Source organism: Prevotella pectinovora, from assembly GCF_041323955.1.
Classification (GTDB): Bacteria; Bacteroidota; Bacteroidia; order Bacteroidales; family Bacteroidaceae; genus Prevotella; species Prevotella pectinovora.
On the sequence record NZ_JBGLIV010000001.1, the window covers coordinates 900,525 to 917,518 of the forward strand.

At 46.7% G+C, this 16,994-nt stretch carries 11 protein-coding genes; 2 read left to right on the forward strand and 9 right to left on the reverse strand.

What is annotated here, in order from left to right; translation table 11 throughout:
- Positions 1-27: 27 nt before the first annotated feature.
- From ACDC99_RS03595 to ACDC99_RS03620, 6 genes are all read right to left on the reverse strand, one after another.
- Positions 28-2,244 carry a cytochrome c biogenesis protein CcsA gene (locus tag ACDC99_RS03595; RefSeq protein ID WP_370755847.1) on the reverse strand — a complete coding sequence of 739 codons (2,217 nt, stop codon included), beginning with the start codon at positions 2,242-2,244 and terminating at the stop codon, positions 28-30.
- 74 nt (positions 2,245-2,318) lie between these two features.
- Positions 2,319-2,819 (reverse strand): hypothetical protein, encoded by a 501-nt coding sequence (locus tag ACDC99_RS03600; protein WP_082026185.1) that lies wholly within the window; start codon positions 2,817-2,819, stop codon positions 2,319-2,321.
- 5 nt (positions 2,820-2,824) lie between these two features.
- Positions 2,825-4,075, reverse strand: a complete 1,251-nt coding sequence (locus ACDC99_RS03605) for a di-heme oxidoredictase family protein (protein WP_370755849.1) — start codon at positions 4,073-4,075, stop codon at positions 2,825-2,827.
- Between the two features lie 53 nt (positions 4,076-4,128).
- Positions 4,129-5,802 carry a di-heme oxidoredictase family protein gene (locus tag ACDC99_RS03610; protein WP_370755851.1) on the reverse strand — a complete coding sequence of 558 codons (1,674 nt, stop codon included), beginning with the start codon at positions 5,800-5,802 and terminating at the stop codon, positions 4,129-4,131.
- 106 nt (positions 5,803-5,908) lie between these two features.
- Positions 5,909-7,069, reverse strand: coding sequence for an imelysin family protein (locus tag ACDC99_RS03615; protein WP_308006871.1), 1,161 nt, complete (start codon positions 7,067-7,069; stop codon positions 5,909-5,911).
- Positions 7,070-7,179: 110 nt separating this feature from the next.
- A complete protein-coding gene (locus tag ACDC99_RS03620) occupies positions 7,180-8,526 on the reverse strand; it encodes a hypothetical protein (protein ID WP_370755854.1) in 1,347 nt (448 codons plus the stop codon).
- Positions 8,527-8,883: 357 nt separating this feature from the next.
- On the opposite strand from ACDC99_RS03620, the gene ACDC99_RS03625 reads away from it, so the two are divergent.
- Positions 8,884-10,263 (forward strand): tryptophanase, encoded by a 1,380-nt coding sequence (locus ACDC99_RS03625; protein ID WP_022317330.1) that lies wholly within the window; start codon positions 8,884-8,886, stop codon positions 10,261-10,263.
- A gap of 688 nt (positions 10,264-10,951) precedes the next feature.
- Here the strand turns inward: ACDC99_RS03625 and rpsA are convergent.
- The 3 genes from rpsA to ACDC99_RS03640 all read right to left on the reverse strand — a co-directional run bounded on the left by rpsA (position 10,952) and on the right by ACDC99_RS03640 (position 15,042).
- Entirely contained in the window at positions 10,952-12,724 is a 1,773-nt protein-coding gene (gene rpsA, locus ACDC99_RS03630; RefSeq protein ID WP_022317329.1) for a 30S ribosomal protein S1, read from the reverse strand.
- Positions 12,725-12,890: 166 nt separating this feature from the next.
- Positions 12,891-13,091, reverse strand: coding sequence for a hypothetical protein (locus ACDC99_RS03635; protein WP_156137018.1), 201 nt, complete (start codon positions 13,089-13,091; stop codon positions 12,891-12,893).
- Positions 13,092-13,203: 112 nt separating this feature from the next.
- Positions 13,204-15,042 (reverse strand): SLC13 family permease, encoded by a 1,839-nt coding sequence (locus ACDC99_RS03640; RefSeq protein WP_044065908.1) that lies wholly within the window; start codon positions 15,040-15,042, stop codon positions 13,204-13,206.
- 182 nt (positions 15,043-15,224) lie between these two features.
- Here ACDC99_RS03640 and ACDC99_RS03645 point away from each other — a divergent pair, with 182 nt between their 5' ends.
- Positions 15,225-16,958, forward strand: coding sequence for an ArnT family glycosyltransferase (locus ACDC99_RS03645; protein WP_370755857.1), 1,734 nt, complete (start codon positions 15,225-15,227; stop codon positions 16,956-16,958).
- Positions 16,959-16,994 lie beyond the last annotated feature (36 nt).

Below are 16,994 nucleotides of genomic sequence, written 5' to 3' on the forward strand. Positions count from 1 at the left end.
TGCAACATAAGGGAACAAAAGGAAAAACTAAGCGTATGAGTGTAGTCCGGCAAGGAAATAATTTACCCCAAAATACGTCATCAGTACGCAGAGGAAAGCCAACAGCATATAGATATGGATGTGGAGAGGTTTATGCAGCCATTTCAAGTGGCTGTGGAGAGGAGCTGAGTAGATGAGCATCGTTATGAGAGCCCATGTCTCTTTGGAGTCCCAGCTCCAGTAGCGGCCCCAACTGACGTTTGCCCATACGGCTCCTATGAAGATGCCCACGGCAAGGAGACTGACGGCGGGGTAGAGGAGGAAACCGGATGTGGCGGCAAGCTGATCCTCCTTGGCAAGGTCGCCGCGGCGGTGGGCCCAGATGCCTTCGGCGGCAATGAGTGCCATAAGACCGAAGAGGGCATAGGAGAACATTATCACCATCACGTGGACGGAGAGCAGGGGCGATTGTAGCACAGGCATGAGTTGTGTGATTTGCGGATTGCCGTCGGTTATCATTGCCACGAGCAGGGCGAACGACGAGAGTAGCGGACCGAAGTTCTTCACTGGCATGAAACGCTTGCCCATGAATAGTGTGAGCAGGAGCGTTGCCCAAGCCATAAACTGCATCGTCTCGAAGCCGTTTGACATCGGCAGATGGCCAGAAACCATCCAGCGCAGCAGGAGCAGCAGTGAGGTGTGGAGAAACATTATGACGGTGAGCCATAGGGTTACCTTCGAGGCAATCTTTCTTTTCTTCTGATTCAACGCTATGGTAGACGCCACGCCGAGCAGCAGCGAGAGGGAGAGATAGAGCATCGTGGGCAGGCGAAGGGTGTTCAATCTGTTATAGAACACTTCGGCGTAAATCAAGAATTTAGAGGGAATCACGTCTTTTGCCTTCACGTGCTGATAACTGTAAATCTTCTTCACTATCTCGCTTGTACGAGAGTTATCGCCCGTGATGATGCTCTCGGCAAGATAGTCCATCGATTTGCGCACAAAGGTGAGTTCCTTCTCGTCCAGATTTATGTTGCCCAGGGACTGTCCGGGTGCAAACCATTTGTATTTGCCGTCAGCCTGGCGGTAGGGGAAAAGCTTCAGCATCTCGCCGCCGTAGAGCATGCGAACGATATTGAACTTCTCATCGGCATCGCGCAAACTTTTCTGCATCTTCGTGTCGCCTTTCCTCATTGCCTCCTTCAGTGGTTTCTCCAGCTTGTATTCGTTGTATTCATCCCAGAAATCATTGAACGAAGCCCATTTGTCGTTCAGTCCGAGCAGCTCCTGCGCTTTTTTGTCCTTGATTTCTATCATCTTTACCGTTTCCCAGTAGGGTACGTCGAACACCCATCCGCAGAACACCTCCGTAGCGGAGAGTCCGTCCCACGAGGGCTTTCCGCAGAGTTTGGTGACGAAGTTCACGGCAACTGTGTTTATCGGCGTGATGCGGCTGTTGTAGAGCACGCAGACTCTTCCGAATCCATCAGCCACATGGCTGTTGATGTTTATCCTCTCCTGCGCCTGTGAGTTTAGGGAGAAAAGGGGCGAGAGAGCCATGACGACAGCCACGGCTGCCACCTTGAGGGCATTGCCGGCAGTGGCTTTTCTGTAGAGCTGCCGCATTCTCGTGCCTTTGCCCAAGAGTATGGCAATGAGCGAGATGAGGAGCATGGAGTAGCCCAGATATGTGACGGCGATGCCCCATGGGTCGTGGTAGACACCGAGGATAGAACCCTGCATATCGCTGTCGTAGCCCGACTGCATGAAGCGGAAGCCGTGGTAGTAGCCGATCTTGTTCATTGAGATTTCTAGTAGTTCATCGCTTGTCGTAATCTCCGTAACGTAGTCCATAGCAGCGTCCGTGCCGGGGTAGCAGTCCATGCGGAACGTTTTCAGAGCCACCTTGAAGCCAAGGTCTACAGACTTTCCCTCGGCGGTATTCATTACGTTTGTTGCCTCGCCGAGACGGAGGTGTATGGTGCCGCTCTGGGCAGTGGTCCACGAGAGGAGGGCGCCGAGGAGGATTACGAGGAAGGAGGCATGGATAAGGAACACATTTATCCGCCTGTATAGTTTTCTTTTAAGGATGTAAGCCGTGGCAACGACTGTAAACACAGTCCAGAGTGCAAGAAACCACACAGAACCGTAGATGTTCTGATGGGCAAACTGCGTACCATTAACACTCTCAACGATAGTTGCAGCGGCAAGCACTATTATGATTACCACTGCAATGATGATGATAGAAAATTTCAGATTTCTCATTTATATTTAAAAAAAGAATATTGTTTTATTCCAGATTAAATAGAATCAACAAATTTTATTACCTGTTGGCGGAATTAATTTAGTGCATACTTAATTCTGCCAATGGGCTTGTCGTTAATGAAGTTTACGTATTGCAGAATGGTAAGTGCACTAATTTTGCCAATGATTCTGGCAAACAAACCATTCGTTATTTTCGCGTAGTTCCTGATGACCAGGAACTGGTCTGTAAGTTGTGAGAATATTGTCTCAATCCTCTTTCTTGCTTTTGCAAACGGAATGAATGTCGGTTTCCAATCCTTTTGGTTGAGCCGATACGACAACCACTTCTCACTATCAATGCTCTCGGTCTCTGCCGTCAAGGATAGCGCCACCACTTCCAAATCCGAAAACTTGGGAACAGGACCACGACGTGGAACATTACCCGATTCATTGACGAGATTTTCAGAGAATTGCTTGCATATCTCAAGTATTTTGACGAATTTTGTATAAAGGTTGTACATACGATGGTTTGAACTTAATGTTTTGATCACCACTAAGTTACTAAAAATCAGCGATATGTACAACTTTTTACTCATATTTATCAACTTAAATTAATTCCGCCAACGGGTAATTTTATTACGAGCTGACGCTGCTCTTTCGTCAAGTTGCGGAAGTTCTTTACAGCCCAGAGAGCATCGCTCTGTCCGCCCTCGCCAATGCATCCGTGCCACATGATGGCCTCGAGAGTGTTTCGGGCGCGGCAGTCGTGCAGGCGGTCAGAATGTCCGGCACACAGGCTCTGCAATCCTCGTCCCCACAGCGGTGCCGTTTTGCACCATCCTGTGCGCAGGTCGTTCTTCATGAAGAGACGGTGTTGCACGAAGTCGGAGTAGGGCCATATTTTCTGTTTTGGGTAGCGCACCATGCGTGTGTCTTCGGCAGAGAAACGTCCGTAGGGGTCGCGAATCTTGTCTTCTCCTGTGGTCCAGCTTGGTCGGTGGCAGCTTGCGCAGCCTATCTGGGTGAAGAGTTCCTTGCCCTTTTTGAAGTCGGCGGTGAGAGTGTTTCGTGCTGCCGGGATGCCCACTCCGCGGTGCCACACCATATAGTTTACATAGTCAGACTCCTTCATTTCTACGGGCAGGTCGGTGGCTTTGCCAAAGGCTATTATGTCTTTTGCCGGGTCGCCGGTCTTGTTCCATTGTGGGTAATACTGATAGGACTTGCTTGTTACGTCGGGGTCGGCAGCAGCAAACTGCCAATATTCCTTGGGGATGTAGTGAGAGCGGAAGTCGTCTCTCGTTACGTTTTGCACCTCCCAGAGCGAAGCGTCGGACATTACTGATGCACGGTCGAGGGCATAGTCAAATTTGTATACTATTCCACCGTTTTCTACAGCAAGTGTGCCGTCGGTATTTTTCACGAAATCCTTTGCCGTATTGTCCCAGAACTGTGGATTGAGCGTGGCGTGTTTTCCTTCGCTGCGATATTGGTCAAGGATGTCCTCGTCGGGAATGGCGTCAATCAGTCCGCTGCCGATAAATCCGATAGACGACTCTAAGCGCACCTTAGCCTTGGAGAGCGGTACCTCGTTGCCCCATTTGTCTATCAGCTTGCCGTATATGCATCCGGGCTTTAGCGTTACTTCGGTGTATATAAGTGAGTATTTCTCGCCGTCGGGGAACTGGTTGCCCCATTGGTCGGTGTATTCGTTCCATGCAATGTCTACCTTCTTCTCGTCAAACTGCGGCTTGAATGGAGCTGTGGCTTGTCCCATGGCAACCCAGCCGAACGACTGCACCACGATGTCGTTCTCGTCGGTAATCATCAGAATATATCTTGAAAATGCCACACACTACCTATGAATGAACATAAGTGCAGGCAGTGTGTGGCAAATAAATTACATTAGATTGATTCTATGAAGAATATGATGTTGTCGCGGTCAGCCTTCTTCAGGTTGCGGAACTTCTCGATGGCGTAGCGGGCGTCGCTCTTGGCGTTGCCGTGCCACATGATAGCTTCCATTGTGTTTCGTGCGCGGCAGTCGTGCAGACGGTCTTCAGCTCCAGTACAGAGTTTAGACAGTCCGCGACCCCAGAGAGGAGTGGTGCGGCACCAGCCAGTGCGGATGTCGTTCTCCATGAAGAGACGGTGCTGCACGAAGTCGGTGTATGGCCATATTTTCTGGTGAGGATAGCGCGGCATGTCGTTGTTCTTGAAGATGCCGTTAGGGTCCTGGATATTGTCGTCGCCGGTGGTCCATGATGGACGGTGGCAGTTGGCGCATCCTATCTCCTTGAATAGTTTCATTCCCTGCTTGAAACGGTTTGTTGTGGTGTTGCGTGCAGCAGGAACGGCAAGTCCGCGATGCCATATCATGAAGTTCTTGTACTGAGAGCTTGACATCTCAGGGGCGAGGTCCTTAGCCATCAGGTAGTTGTAGATGTTCTGCTTCACGTCGGCTGTGTGCCACGTAGGGTGGGCGTTGTTCGGGTCAATCTGCTTGATGTATTCAGGGAAGCCAGCCTGAACATCAGGGTCTTCCATAGAACTCTTGGCATAAATTGTACCGTCGAGGCTCAAGTAGTGGTAGCGGCGGTCTGGTCGTGTCACGTTTGTGATGTTCCAGATGGCGTTTGCTCCGGCTGCGTCGAGGATTGGTCCGCGACTCATTGCATAGGTGTAGCGACGGACATACTGCTTCTTGTCGCCGGCATTGTTCACGTAGTAGCTGACCCACTTGTTGTCAGCCTGGCTCCAGTATGCAGGGTTCAGGGCGTTGGTCTTGCCTACAGAGTTGAAGTATTTGCTCTGTCGCTTCCATTCTGCTGTGATAGAGTCGTCAGGGATGGCGTCGGTAAGTCCGGTGCCATAGATGCCGATAGTAGATTCCAAACGGACACCGATTTCACTTGCCACCTGGTCGGCAGGGATAACCACATACTTTCCGTCGCGCTTCACCGTAACAGGAGAGTAGTAGGCGTCGGCTGGGATGGTAACTTCAGGATAGATAAGCGAGTAGGTCTCGCCGTCAGGGAACTTGTTGCCCCATTCGTCGGTGTAGTTCTTCCATTCAATGTTGATCTTGCTCTCGTCAATCTGTGGCTTGAACGGCTTTACGGCCTTTGTCTGAGGCATTCCGGCTACGGAATAGATGTAGGCGTTGGTCTTCTTGTCGTAGACTACTAGCAGGTAGCCGTTGCCGTCCTGGTCAGCGCGGTAGGCAGTCTGACGCTTGCCGTGACCATAGTTCGGATGGCAGTAGAGACAACCGCGGCGCACATATACAGGACCGAGTCCGGCGAAAGCGTCGTTTGAAGTGTTGTAGTCTTTCTCGAAGAGGGACTCACCAATCTGGAAGTTCAATGAGAGACCAGCATCATCAACAGCCTGAGTAGCCTGACGATAGGCATATGCAGACTGAATGCTTGTCGTACCGAGTTTTCCTCCGGCATAGTACCATTCATTAGGAGTGCCATACTCTGCCTCAGGCAGATGGACATCGAGATTGTCGTCATCGGTGCAGGCTGTTAATGCCAATGCCGATAACAACGCAGGAACTAAATAGATGTGTTTCATAATGTTGCTTGTTGTTAAACGTAAAATGTTGGTGGCTGCTTTTGGGGCAGACACCAACGGTTATTTAAATTTTTAATGTTCTTTTGGATGTTTAGCCTGTGGACGATTAGTCGAGCAGCTTGTCGAGAGCGTTCAACGATTCCTCCAGTTCGTCGAGAGCTTCCATTGCATCCTTAGCACTCTGGTCTGTGTAGTAGAGAACGAATGGCTTCTTCATGCTGCTGATCTTTGAGAGAGCATTCTCAAGGTTAGTCATAACGTTCTGTGCGGCAGCCTTGGTCTTGTCGTTCTTCAGACAGATGCCGATGAGAGACTTTGCCTCAGGAGTTGTTCCGTCAACTGTGCAACCGCCATAGAGGGCGTGCTTTACAGACATGATGTTGTCGTAGAAGTCCTGGATAGAGTTATGGGCATGTGGCGACTCGATGTAGTTGACGTCTTCACCTGTTGCAGGAGCACCGATCTTAGAGTCGCGTACCTCACCGATGATGTCGTTAGCACCGGCGATTATTTCCTTGGATGCAAGTACAACGGTAGAGTAGGTGGAACCTGCGTTGCCTGCATTCTTGAAGTTCTCGCCATAGTTGATGGAAGATGCGAATTCAACTTCGTCGAGGAGAGCCTGCTCATCGGCAGAAACCTTGCCACCCCATGCTGAAACAAGCTTCAAGGAGCTGAGGTAGAGATCCTGTGCTGCTGTCTTTGCGAAGTAAATCTCGTTTGCAGTCATGTCAGCGAAGTGGCGTGGCTGACCCTCGCGGAAGATAAGATACTCAACGGCGTGGAAACCTGTAAGGTTCTGACCTGTAGCGATAGCCTCGTTGATGGTGTTTGTTTCGTTCTCAAATTCCTCCTCGCCAAGTTTTGCGTTCTTATAGAGACTCATGTATTTGTCAAACTGAGTGCGGTCGAATGGCCATGTGTCTGTGTGAGGGTCGATAGCATAGTCGCCGGCAGCTCCGAAGAGGAAAGCCTCAGAGAACTCCCACCATTTACGTGATTGCTTCCATGTCTCGCAAGCCTTTGCAACACCGGCATCGTCAGACATAGCGTTGAGGTCAGCAACGAGCTGCTTGTTATAGTCGGCAAGGTTGCGGTATGTTGCAACAACCGTATTGTCAACATAGTCTGCGTTGACTTCCTTCAGCTCGCTGGAGCTGAATGTTACGTCCTGTTCGTCGTTGTCATCATCGCTACAGCTTGTGAAGCCCATTGTGAAAGCCAATGCAGCTGCAAACATCATTGAATACTTGAAGATTTTGTTCATTTTCTTGATTTTTAGTTTATTATTAAGTTTTCTTTTTTATGTGAGTAATGGTAAATTAATGTCTTGTCTAAATCAGAAAGTTGAATTAATATTACATTCCAAACTTTAAATTATTTCAGGAACCATCCAGCGTAGGTTATTCCCAATGAAACACTTGGCTCGTTGTTGTAGCCGTGGCTGAGGAAACGGTTGCTGTATTCTCCCTTGATTGTAACCTGTCTGATAGGAGAGTAGTTCACGCCGACAGCCATTCTCTTGACACGGTCGTATTTGTAAGCCACTTTCTGTCTGCCGGCGGCATAGGTGTTGTAGTCTTCGTAGCGGCCGAAGAGATAAAGCTTCTGCTTGTCGCTCAGACTGCTTATCTGCGAGAATATGTTGTAGCCAGCCTCAAGACCTACAGAGTAGGCGTTGCTTGCGATAGGAGAGTGCTTTGAAGGCGAACCGTCCTGCTGGGTGTGCTTGGGGTAAGCGTTCATGAAGGTGGTCATTTTCTGTGCATCAGCAAGATGAGAATATGTGGCATTACCACGTACTATCCAGTTCCAGCGCTTCATCTCCAGTCCGAAACTTCCGATTGCCAAGGCTCCGTGTACCTTGTCGTAAGAGGCACTTGCCTTGCGCTCCGTGTTGTTGAAAGTATAGCCATAGTATCCGCTCAGACTAAGACGGACGCCAGGGATGGAATAGTTGTCGATACGTGCCGCACCGGCATATACATTTCCCAACTTATACTCGTATGGACTTGTTGCGCCATAATGCACGTAGCAGTTGTGGCCGAAGCGCTCTGCATCGAGACCGGAAGTGAAGATAGCCTCGTAGCGCCAGTCGCTGATGCGTCCCCAAAGAGAGATGCCGACCTGGTGCCATGTGTTAGGCAACATCTTTGCCTCGCCTTCAGAACGGTAGACGGAGAAGAAGTCGTTAGGCATGTGGTAGGCGTTTATTTCTCCGACAGGGATGATAATCTCACCAGCCTTGATGTTGAACTTACCTCCCCAGAAAGCCTTGTTAATCCAAAACTGCTCCAGGGCAACCTCGCCGCCGCGCTCAGTCTCAGCCTCGTATTCGCCACTCTCGTCAGCGTCTATCTCTACGGCATTTTCCGTGCCGCCATGCTCAAACTCTATCTCCGTACCCATGGTCCATCCATGGCCGAAGTCATAGCCGAGGTTGAGAGTGACGTGTGGCAGGTCGAAGCGTCCGTGGCTATCGTCATTCTTGTATGTGGCAGGGTCGCGGTAGCGGTTGAAATGCTGACTGTAGAAATTCCTGCTCATCACGGCCTCGCCATATCCACCGATACTGAATCGTGACAATGCTGAGGGCTTCTCTGTCTTTGGTACTGTACATTCGATTTTGTCCGACTTCTTTTCTTTGCAACATTCATCTTGCGCAATGGCATTCGTTGCGAAACTGCATGAAAGTAGTCCTAAAAGGAGTATGTTCTTTGTCATTTTATATGATGTAAATAATTATACCTATTAATATGCCGACCGGGACGATTTGGTTTCTCTTAACGGCAAACTGATTTTACGTTTGCAAAAGTAAAGCGATTCTGAAAGTGTCACAATACTCAAATTTTAGGAAATTTTTGTTACTATACATTAAAAGATGTGCTATTTTTCCAATGTAGATAATAATAATTGGGTATCAATGAAAAATTAGTGACAATATGAATTGTTAAAAAATTGATAAATGAGAATGTTTTGGCATATTGGTCTTTGTCTGTTCAAAACTATTACGTAAATTTGGCAACGAAATCTAATATCACTGTCCATATATGGGCGGTTAACCAATTTAAAATAAATATTATGAATTTACCATTTGCAGAATCTTGGAAAATCAAGATGGTAGAACCTATTCGTAGGAGTACTCGCGAAGAACGCGAACAGTGGATAAAAGAAGCTCATTACAATGTGTTCCAGCTGAAAGCTGAGAATGTTTACATTGACCTGCTTACCGACTCTGGTACCGGAGCGATGAGCGACCGTCAGTGGGCTGGCGTGATGCTTGGCGATGAGAGTTATGCTGGAGCCACTTCTTTCTTCAAGCTGAAAGAGACAATACAGAGACTCACCGGTTTTGAGTATGTTATACCTACACACCAGGGTAGAGCTGCAGAGAATGTGCTTTTCTCATACCTGGTAAAGGAAGGTGATGTAGTGCCAGGAAATTCTCATTTTGATACAACCAAGGGACATATTGAGGGACGTAAGGCTGTGGCTCTTGACTGTACCGTTGATGATGCTAAAGACACTCAGCTCGAAGTGCCTTTCAAGGGAAACGTTGATCCTAAAAAACTCGAGGCGGCGTTGGAGAAATATGGTGACAAGGTGCCTTTCATCATTGTAACTATCACCAACAATACGGCGGGCGGACAGCCTGTATCAATGCAGAACCTGAGAGAGGTGAGAGCCGTTGCAGATAAATTCGGCAAACCTGTCATTTTCGACTCTGCTCGTTTTGCAGAAAATGCATATTTCATCAAGACACGTGAGAAGGGCTATGAGAACAAGACGATAAAGGAAATCACACGTGAGATGTTCGAACTTGCTGACGGTATGACTATGAGTGCAAAGAAGGACGGTATCGTGAATATGGGTGGTTTTATTGCTACACGTCGCCAGGATTGGTATGAGGGTGCAAAGGGATATTGCGTTCAGTTTGAAGGCTACCTTACATATGGAGGTATGAACGGACGCGACATGAATGCTCTTGCCATCGGTCTCGATGAGAATACAGAGTTCGACAACCTCCAGACCCGTATTCATCAAGTGGAATATCTCGCTTCTCTGCTCGACGAATATCATATTCCTTACCAGCGTCCTGCAGGAGGCCATGCTCTTTTCATTGATGCTCCAAAGGTGTTGACACACGTTCCAAAAGAGGAGTTCCCGGCACAGACTCTTACCATAGAGCTTTATCTCGAGGCAGGAATCCGTGGATGTGAGATCGGTTATCTGCTTGCTGACCGTGACCCTGTGACCAGAGAGAACCGTTTTGGTGGACTTGATCTCCTGCGCTTGGCTATTCCTCGCAGAGTATATACAGACAACCATATGGCAGTAATCGCTGCAGCGCTGAAGAATGTCTATGACAGAAGGGAGCAGATCACTCATGGTGTGCGTATAACATGGGAGGCTCCGCTGATGCGCCACTTCACAGTACAGCTGGAAAGAATAACTGATTGATGATTTTATTTCCCAAATAGGGAATATCATTTCCCACAGCCGGTCTTTTTAATGATCTTGTTGTCGACAGTCCGGTTGTGGTTAATAATTAGATTTAAGAGGGTGTTTCATTTTTTTATTTGATTCACCCTCTATTTCTTTATGCTGAAGTCTGATCAATTTACCCCAGCTTTTATATAAACACACCTGGTTTCGTGTGTAATCTAATTGTAAGCGTATCCTCGATGCTAATACCGTTTAGAGGTTATTTCAGTTGTATTCATAGACTGAAAAATAGACTTGCGATGTTTAAACCATAGACCTTGATTTTCCCCCATGGCGTGGGGAACAGTCCCCCCTAATGTGGGGTTTCATTCCCCACATTAGGGGGGAGATCAGGATGGGCTAAAGGGATGATACTTCTATGATACTTTAATGATACTTTTCTGTAAAACATTCAGAAAAGTAGCATTGGGTTAAGTCGTTTGCCTACAAGGTCTTAGGGTGTAATTGGAGGACAGAATGATACTATGATACTTTGTTTTGAGAAAAACAGTTTGTGAGATCTAAATATGTATTTCGTTAGATATTTGTTTTAGTCTGAATTATTATCTTATAAGGATAGAAACAAAAAAAGAGGACACATCAAAAATATGATGCGCCCTCAATGAATTATGTTACTGATAAATTATCAGAAACGATGTCTTTATTATTCACCCTTTTCCATCTTAGCCTTCAATGCAGCAAGAGCGTCGATGTCACCGAGAGTTGTAGATGCAGCAACGTTGTTGATTGTAGCTGTCTCTTCCTTCTTGGCTGTCTTCTTGCGTGGTGCCTTCTTTGGCTCTTCCTTCACATCCTCGAATGTGCGGCTGTGAGAAAGGATGATACGCTTTGTTTCCTTAACGAACTCGATAACCTTGAACTCGAGCTCCTCGCCCAGCTGAGCCTGTGAGCCATCTTCCTTAACGAGGTGCTTTGGAGTAGCGAAACCTTCACCACCCTCGTTGAGAGTGATTACGGCACCCTTGTCCATCATTTCTGTGATCTTGCCCATGTGTACAGAACCTGGAGTGTAGATTGTCTCGTATGTGTCCCAAGGATTCTCCTCAAGCTGCTTGTGACCGAGGCTCAAACGACGGTTGTCCTTATCTATTTCAAGAACGACAACATCGATGTCTGCACCAACCTGTGTGAACTCTGATGGGTGCTTAACCTTCTTTGTCCAAGAGAGGTCAGAGATGTGGATAAGACCGTCAACGCCTTCCTCAAGCTCTACGAAGATACCGAAGTTAGTGAAGTTGCGAACCTTTGCAGTGTGCTTACTTCCAACAGGATACTTAACCTCGATTGTCTCCCATGGGTCTTCCTTAAGCTGCTTGATGCCGAGAGACATCTTGCGCTCCTCGCGGTCGAGAGTCAGGATAACTGCCTCTACCTCGTCGCCAACGTGGAGGAATTCCTGTGCTGAACGCAGGTGCTGGCTCCAGCTCATCTCTGAAACGTGGATAAGTCCCTCTACGCCAGGAGCAATCTCTACGAATGCACCGTAGTCAGCGATTACGACAACCTTGCCCTTAACGTGGTCGCCAACCTTCAGGTTTGCATCGAGTGCATCCCATGGGTGAGGAGTGAGCTGCTTCAGACCAAGAGCGATGCGCTTCTTCTCGTCATCGAAGTCGAGGATAACGACATTGATCTTCTCGTCGAGAGCAACAACCTCGTGTGGATCGCTTACGCGGCCCCAAGAGAGGTCTGTGATGTGGATGAGTCCGTCAACACCACCGAGGTCAACGAATACACCGTAAGAGGTGATGTTCTTGACTGTACCCTCGAGGATCTGACCCTTCTCAAGCTTGCTGATGATTTCTTTCTTCTGTGCCTCCAACTCAGCCTCGATGAGGGCCTTGTGAGAAACAACAACATTACGGAACTCCTGGTTGATCTTGACAACCTTGAACTCCATTGTCTTGCCTACGAATACATCGTAGTCACGTATAGGATGAACGTCAATCTGGCTTCCTGGCAAGAATGCCTCGATACCGAATACGTCAACGATCATACCGCCCTTAGTGCGGCACTTGATGTAACCCTGGATAACTTCCTCGTTGTCCAAAGCAGCGTTGACACGCTCCCAGCTCTTGCTGAGACGAGCCTTCTTGTGAGAAAGAAGCAGTTGACCCTTCTTGTCTTCCTGGTTCTCAACGTACACCTCTACTGTGTCGCCAACCTTCAAATCTGGATTGTAGCGGAATTCGCTTGCGGGGATGATACCGTCGCTCTTGTAACCAATGTTTACGATAACCTCTTTCTTGTCGATAGAGATTACAGTACCGTCAACAACCTGATGCTCGCTTACCTTGTTGAGTGTCTCGTCATAAGCTTTCTGCAAATCTTCTTTGCTGACATTTACATTACTTCCGTTCTCAAACTCGTCCCAGTTGAAGTCTGCCAACGGCTGTACGTTCTTAAAATCTGCCATAAAAATAAATAATGTTTGTTTTGTAATTAATAAAGTTAGACTTTATGTGAATTTATAAATCGCCTGCAAAGGTACTACTTTTTTATAAGTATTCCTTTCTCATATTTTATGATAAAGTGGATCGGATACGTAATTTATGTTTATTTAACCTTTTTCGACGGTGAAATCAGTATTTTGTCTGTCTTTTTATGCCCAAAACGATAAAAGTGATGCCGACGAGCATCAACAATAGGCTCGCAGTCAAGGGAATGTTGCTGCTTGTGTGCGTCACGAATGATGTCAGAAGCATGAGCGTTGATATTATTAATGACATTGTACCCATCAGTGAGAAGTTGAATCTGTTCTTGATATTGTCTATGATTTTCATTTTCACATAATTATATATTGTGCGCTGAAATGGTTTCTTTTCTTTCCTCATTGCAAAGTTATATAAACTTATTGGTCCGTGCCAATTTTATCGTTTTTTTTGTTGTGTGGTATTAGTATGGGAATATAAATGGTAATATTATTACCATTGCAATTCCAATGACTAATTGCAGCGGCAGTCCAACTTTCAGGTAGTCGCTGAATGTGTATCTTCCAGCCTGCATGACAAGGGCGTTTGGCGGTGTGGAGAAAGGGGATGCGAAACACATGCTTGCACCTAAGGTTACGGCAAAGAGAAATGCGTAAGGTGTGATGTTCAGTCCTGCAGCGCTTTGCATGGCTATGGGGGCCATGAGAACAGCTGTAGCGGTGTTGCTCAGAAATAGGCTGAGGACAGATGTCGTCAGATAAATACCTGCAAGGAGTACGGTGGGGCCGGCTGATCCAAGTGAGTTTACCAACGTGTTGGACAGGAGTGTTGAAGCTCCCGTCTTTTCCAATGCTATTGATACGGGCATCATGGCTGCTATTAGTACTACGCTTTCCCAGTTGATAGTCTTGTAGGCGTCTTCTATGCTTCTGAAGCATCCGCACAATATCATGGCTACGGATGCGAGCAGTACGGCGGTGACAGGGGCAATGGGGATGAAGTCTGTTGCCATTGCTATTACCATACAGAGCATGATGAGTGCGGCAATGTGTGACTTGTGTGTCAATGCCACGCGGGATGCGGCTTCGAGAGGCTGGCCCAATATTACCCAACCTTCCTCGTATTGTCCGAGTTTCTCAATGTTTGTCCATGTGCCCTGGATGAGGAGAATGTCGCCAGACTTCAGTTCCTGGTCGGCCAGATTGTCGGTTATGTATTCTCCGCGTCTACGGATTGCAACGATGTTGGTGTCGTATTTCTCTCTGAAGGCGGTGTTACGTATCTTTCTGCCTAATAGTCGGGCCGATGGCAGCATGACGAGTTCTGCTATTCCGATGTCGTAGAAGTCGAGACGTTTGTCCGTTGTCTTCATTACGGACAAATTGAAATCTTCTACGAACCTTTTCACCATCGAAGAGTCGCCTGAAACGAACAATACATCTTTGCTATTGAACACGGTGTCAGCGTTTACCGTATTCTGATTGATGTTTTTGATGAACTTGTTGTTGATGCTGCTTTCCTGCCTTCTCTCCAATATGGTGAGTCCGTATACGTTGTTCAGGTCAAGTTTTGACATGGTCATTCCCGCGAGCTTTGAATCTTGTGGTATATAAAGAATCTGCAGCTGTTCTGTCAGTTTGTATTCATCCACCAGCTGTGTCAGGCTTTTCTGTTTCTTTCCGTTATCTTCTGATGATGTGTCTTTTTTCGACAGAAACCATTTGCATAGTGGAATCAATGTGATGGTGCCGACGGTGAGGCAGACAATGCCCACCGGCAGGAAGGAGAAGAATGAAAGTCCTTTTTCGCCGGCTTCTGTCAAGGCTTCCTGTATTACAAGGTTGGGTGGCGTACCTATAAGCGTAAGCATTCCGCCCATGCTGCTGGCGAAGGCAAGGGGCATGAGAAGTTTCTTTGCACTGACCCTTGCCCTCGAAGCTATACTTACTACGATGGGTAGCATGAGGGCTACGGTGCCGGTATTGCTTACGAAAGCGCCGATGACAGCCGTTACAAGCATCACTACTATTAGTATAACGGTGTCGTTGGTACCTACCGTCTTGAGAATCTTACCACTTATCGTCTTTGCCAACCCTGTCTGCAGGATGGCTCCACCGACGATGAAAAGACCTATCATCATTATGATTACAGGATTGGAGAAGCCGGATAGGGCTTCTGCAGGAGTCAATACGTTGGTAAGGATAAGCGACAGCAGAGTGCATAATGCTACAATGTCTGAACGGATTTTTCCGATGACGAAAAAAATTGCGGAAACAGCTAATATTACAATTGGCGTGATCATAGATGAATATAGTTGTTTAGGATTTACCTACAAAATTAATTGAAAAATTCAATAAATATCCATTGAAACAGAGTTTCTACAAACTATTTGATTAATTTTGCAGATTATTAAGAAAATGATTTGTTTTTTGTATGTAAGAAAACGGTTGTTTTTTCGTTTGTAAGAATAATCACATGGTTAAAATGAAATTGAAACTCAACGATTCAAAAACTTGTTTCTGGATATTGGCATTGGCAGGATGTCTGTCGCTCGTGATCTTTTTGGGAATGGGTCTCTTTAATACTAAAGGAGAGCCTCGTGAGGCAATTGTGGCACTTTCGATGTTGCAGTCTGGCGACTGGATATGTCCGATAAACAATGGTGTAGACATTGCTTACAAACCGCCGTTCTTCCATTGGTGTGTGGCGTTGTGCTCGCTTGTGGCTGGCTATGTTTCGGAATTCTCATCACGATTGCCGTCGGCTTTGGCCACAATATTGATGGTGCTCGTGGTGTATAAGTTTATGATCCGCAACAAGGTAAGTGTGGAATTGAGTCTGCTCACGGGACTAGTGACGTTTACAACCTTTGAGGTGCATCGTGCTGGTATGGCATGCCGTGTAGACATGTTGTTGTCTGCTATGATAGTAATAGCCATTTACTTTTTCCATGGATGGTATAAATCTAGAAATGCAGTATTGCTTCTGTTTGTCGTGTTGTCCATGAGTGCTGCTGCATTGACAAAGGGACCTGTCGGTATTTTGTTGCCGTGTGGAGTTATGGGACTTTTTATGCTTGTGAGAGATGAAAATTTCTTCAAGACGTTTTTCTTGTGTCTGTCTGTAGCTTTAGCGTCTTGCGTATTGCCTTTTATATGGTATTATCTTGCCTACCAGGAGCGTGGCGACGCATTTTTGTATCTTGTGTATGAGGAGAATGTCTTGCGTTTCACTGGCAAGATGGTGTATTCTTCGCATGAGGCGCCGGCAATATATAATGTCGTTTCCGTGATAACAGGACTGTTGCCTTATACATTGCTGTTTGTGGTATTCCTGTTTACAATGAAACTTTCGCTGCCCAAAAGCTCGGCAGGAGTCAAATCGTGGTTTGTGAGTTTGCCACACCGTTTAGGCAGAATGTCAGACCAAGATCTGCTGTCGTTTTTGAGCATTGTCGTGATATTCGTATTCTTTTGCATTCCTAAAAGCAAGCGTAGCGTATATCTGTTGCCAATATATCCGTTCATGGCTTATTATATAGCGAGATTCATACACTATATCTCGCAGAGAAACCGAAGGATTGTGGTAGGCTATGCGAAGGCGTTTGTCGGCATTGCCGTTTCATTGCCGCTGCTTGTGCTGCTTGTAAGGACAGGGATCCTGTCTGGAGTTTCTTTTAGTGGAAAACATGCAGCCGAGTATCTGGCTTATGTCCATAACTTCATGAATTTACCGTATCTGCAAATAGTGCTATTCCTGCTCTTTGCATTGGGTGTAGCGTATTTGTTCTTGTCTAATTGGAAAAAAATGTCCGTTGATGGATTGGGAGTTTCTGTAGCTGGAATTGTCGGCGTTGTATTTATGATGATTGATGGACTCATATTGCCTTCTGTGTATGACGTGAAGTCTGATTATCATATGGCCAGGGAAATGCAACAACTTGTGCCAGATGGGAAAATCTGGGACTATAGAAAGGATTTCAGAGTAGGCCAGAGAGGTAGGATGCATCAGTTCTCTGTGAATTTCTATCTTGGTGATCGTATTGTGCCTCTCGACCAGAACAGGCCAAACAAGGGATATATGATAATGGGAGATGATGACTATAAGGAATTTGTGGCTTCATTTCCAGATTATGAGTTGAAGAAAATCAAACGTTTCAATCACAAAAGTTGTGACGACAAGAGATTCCTCACTTTGTATTCTTTTATGAAAAAGTGATTTAGTATTAGATAATAAGTTTTATTGCTAACCTGT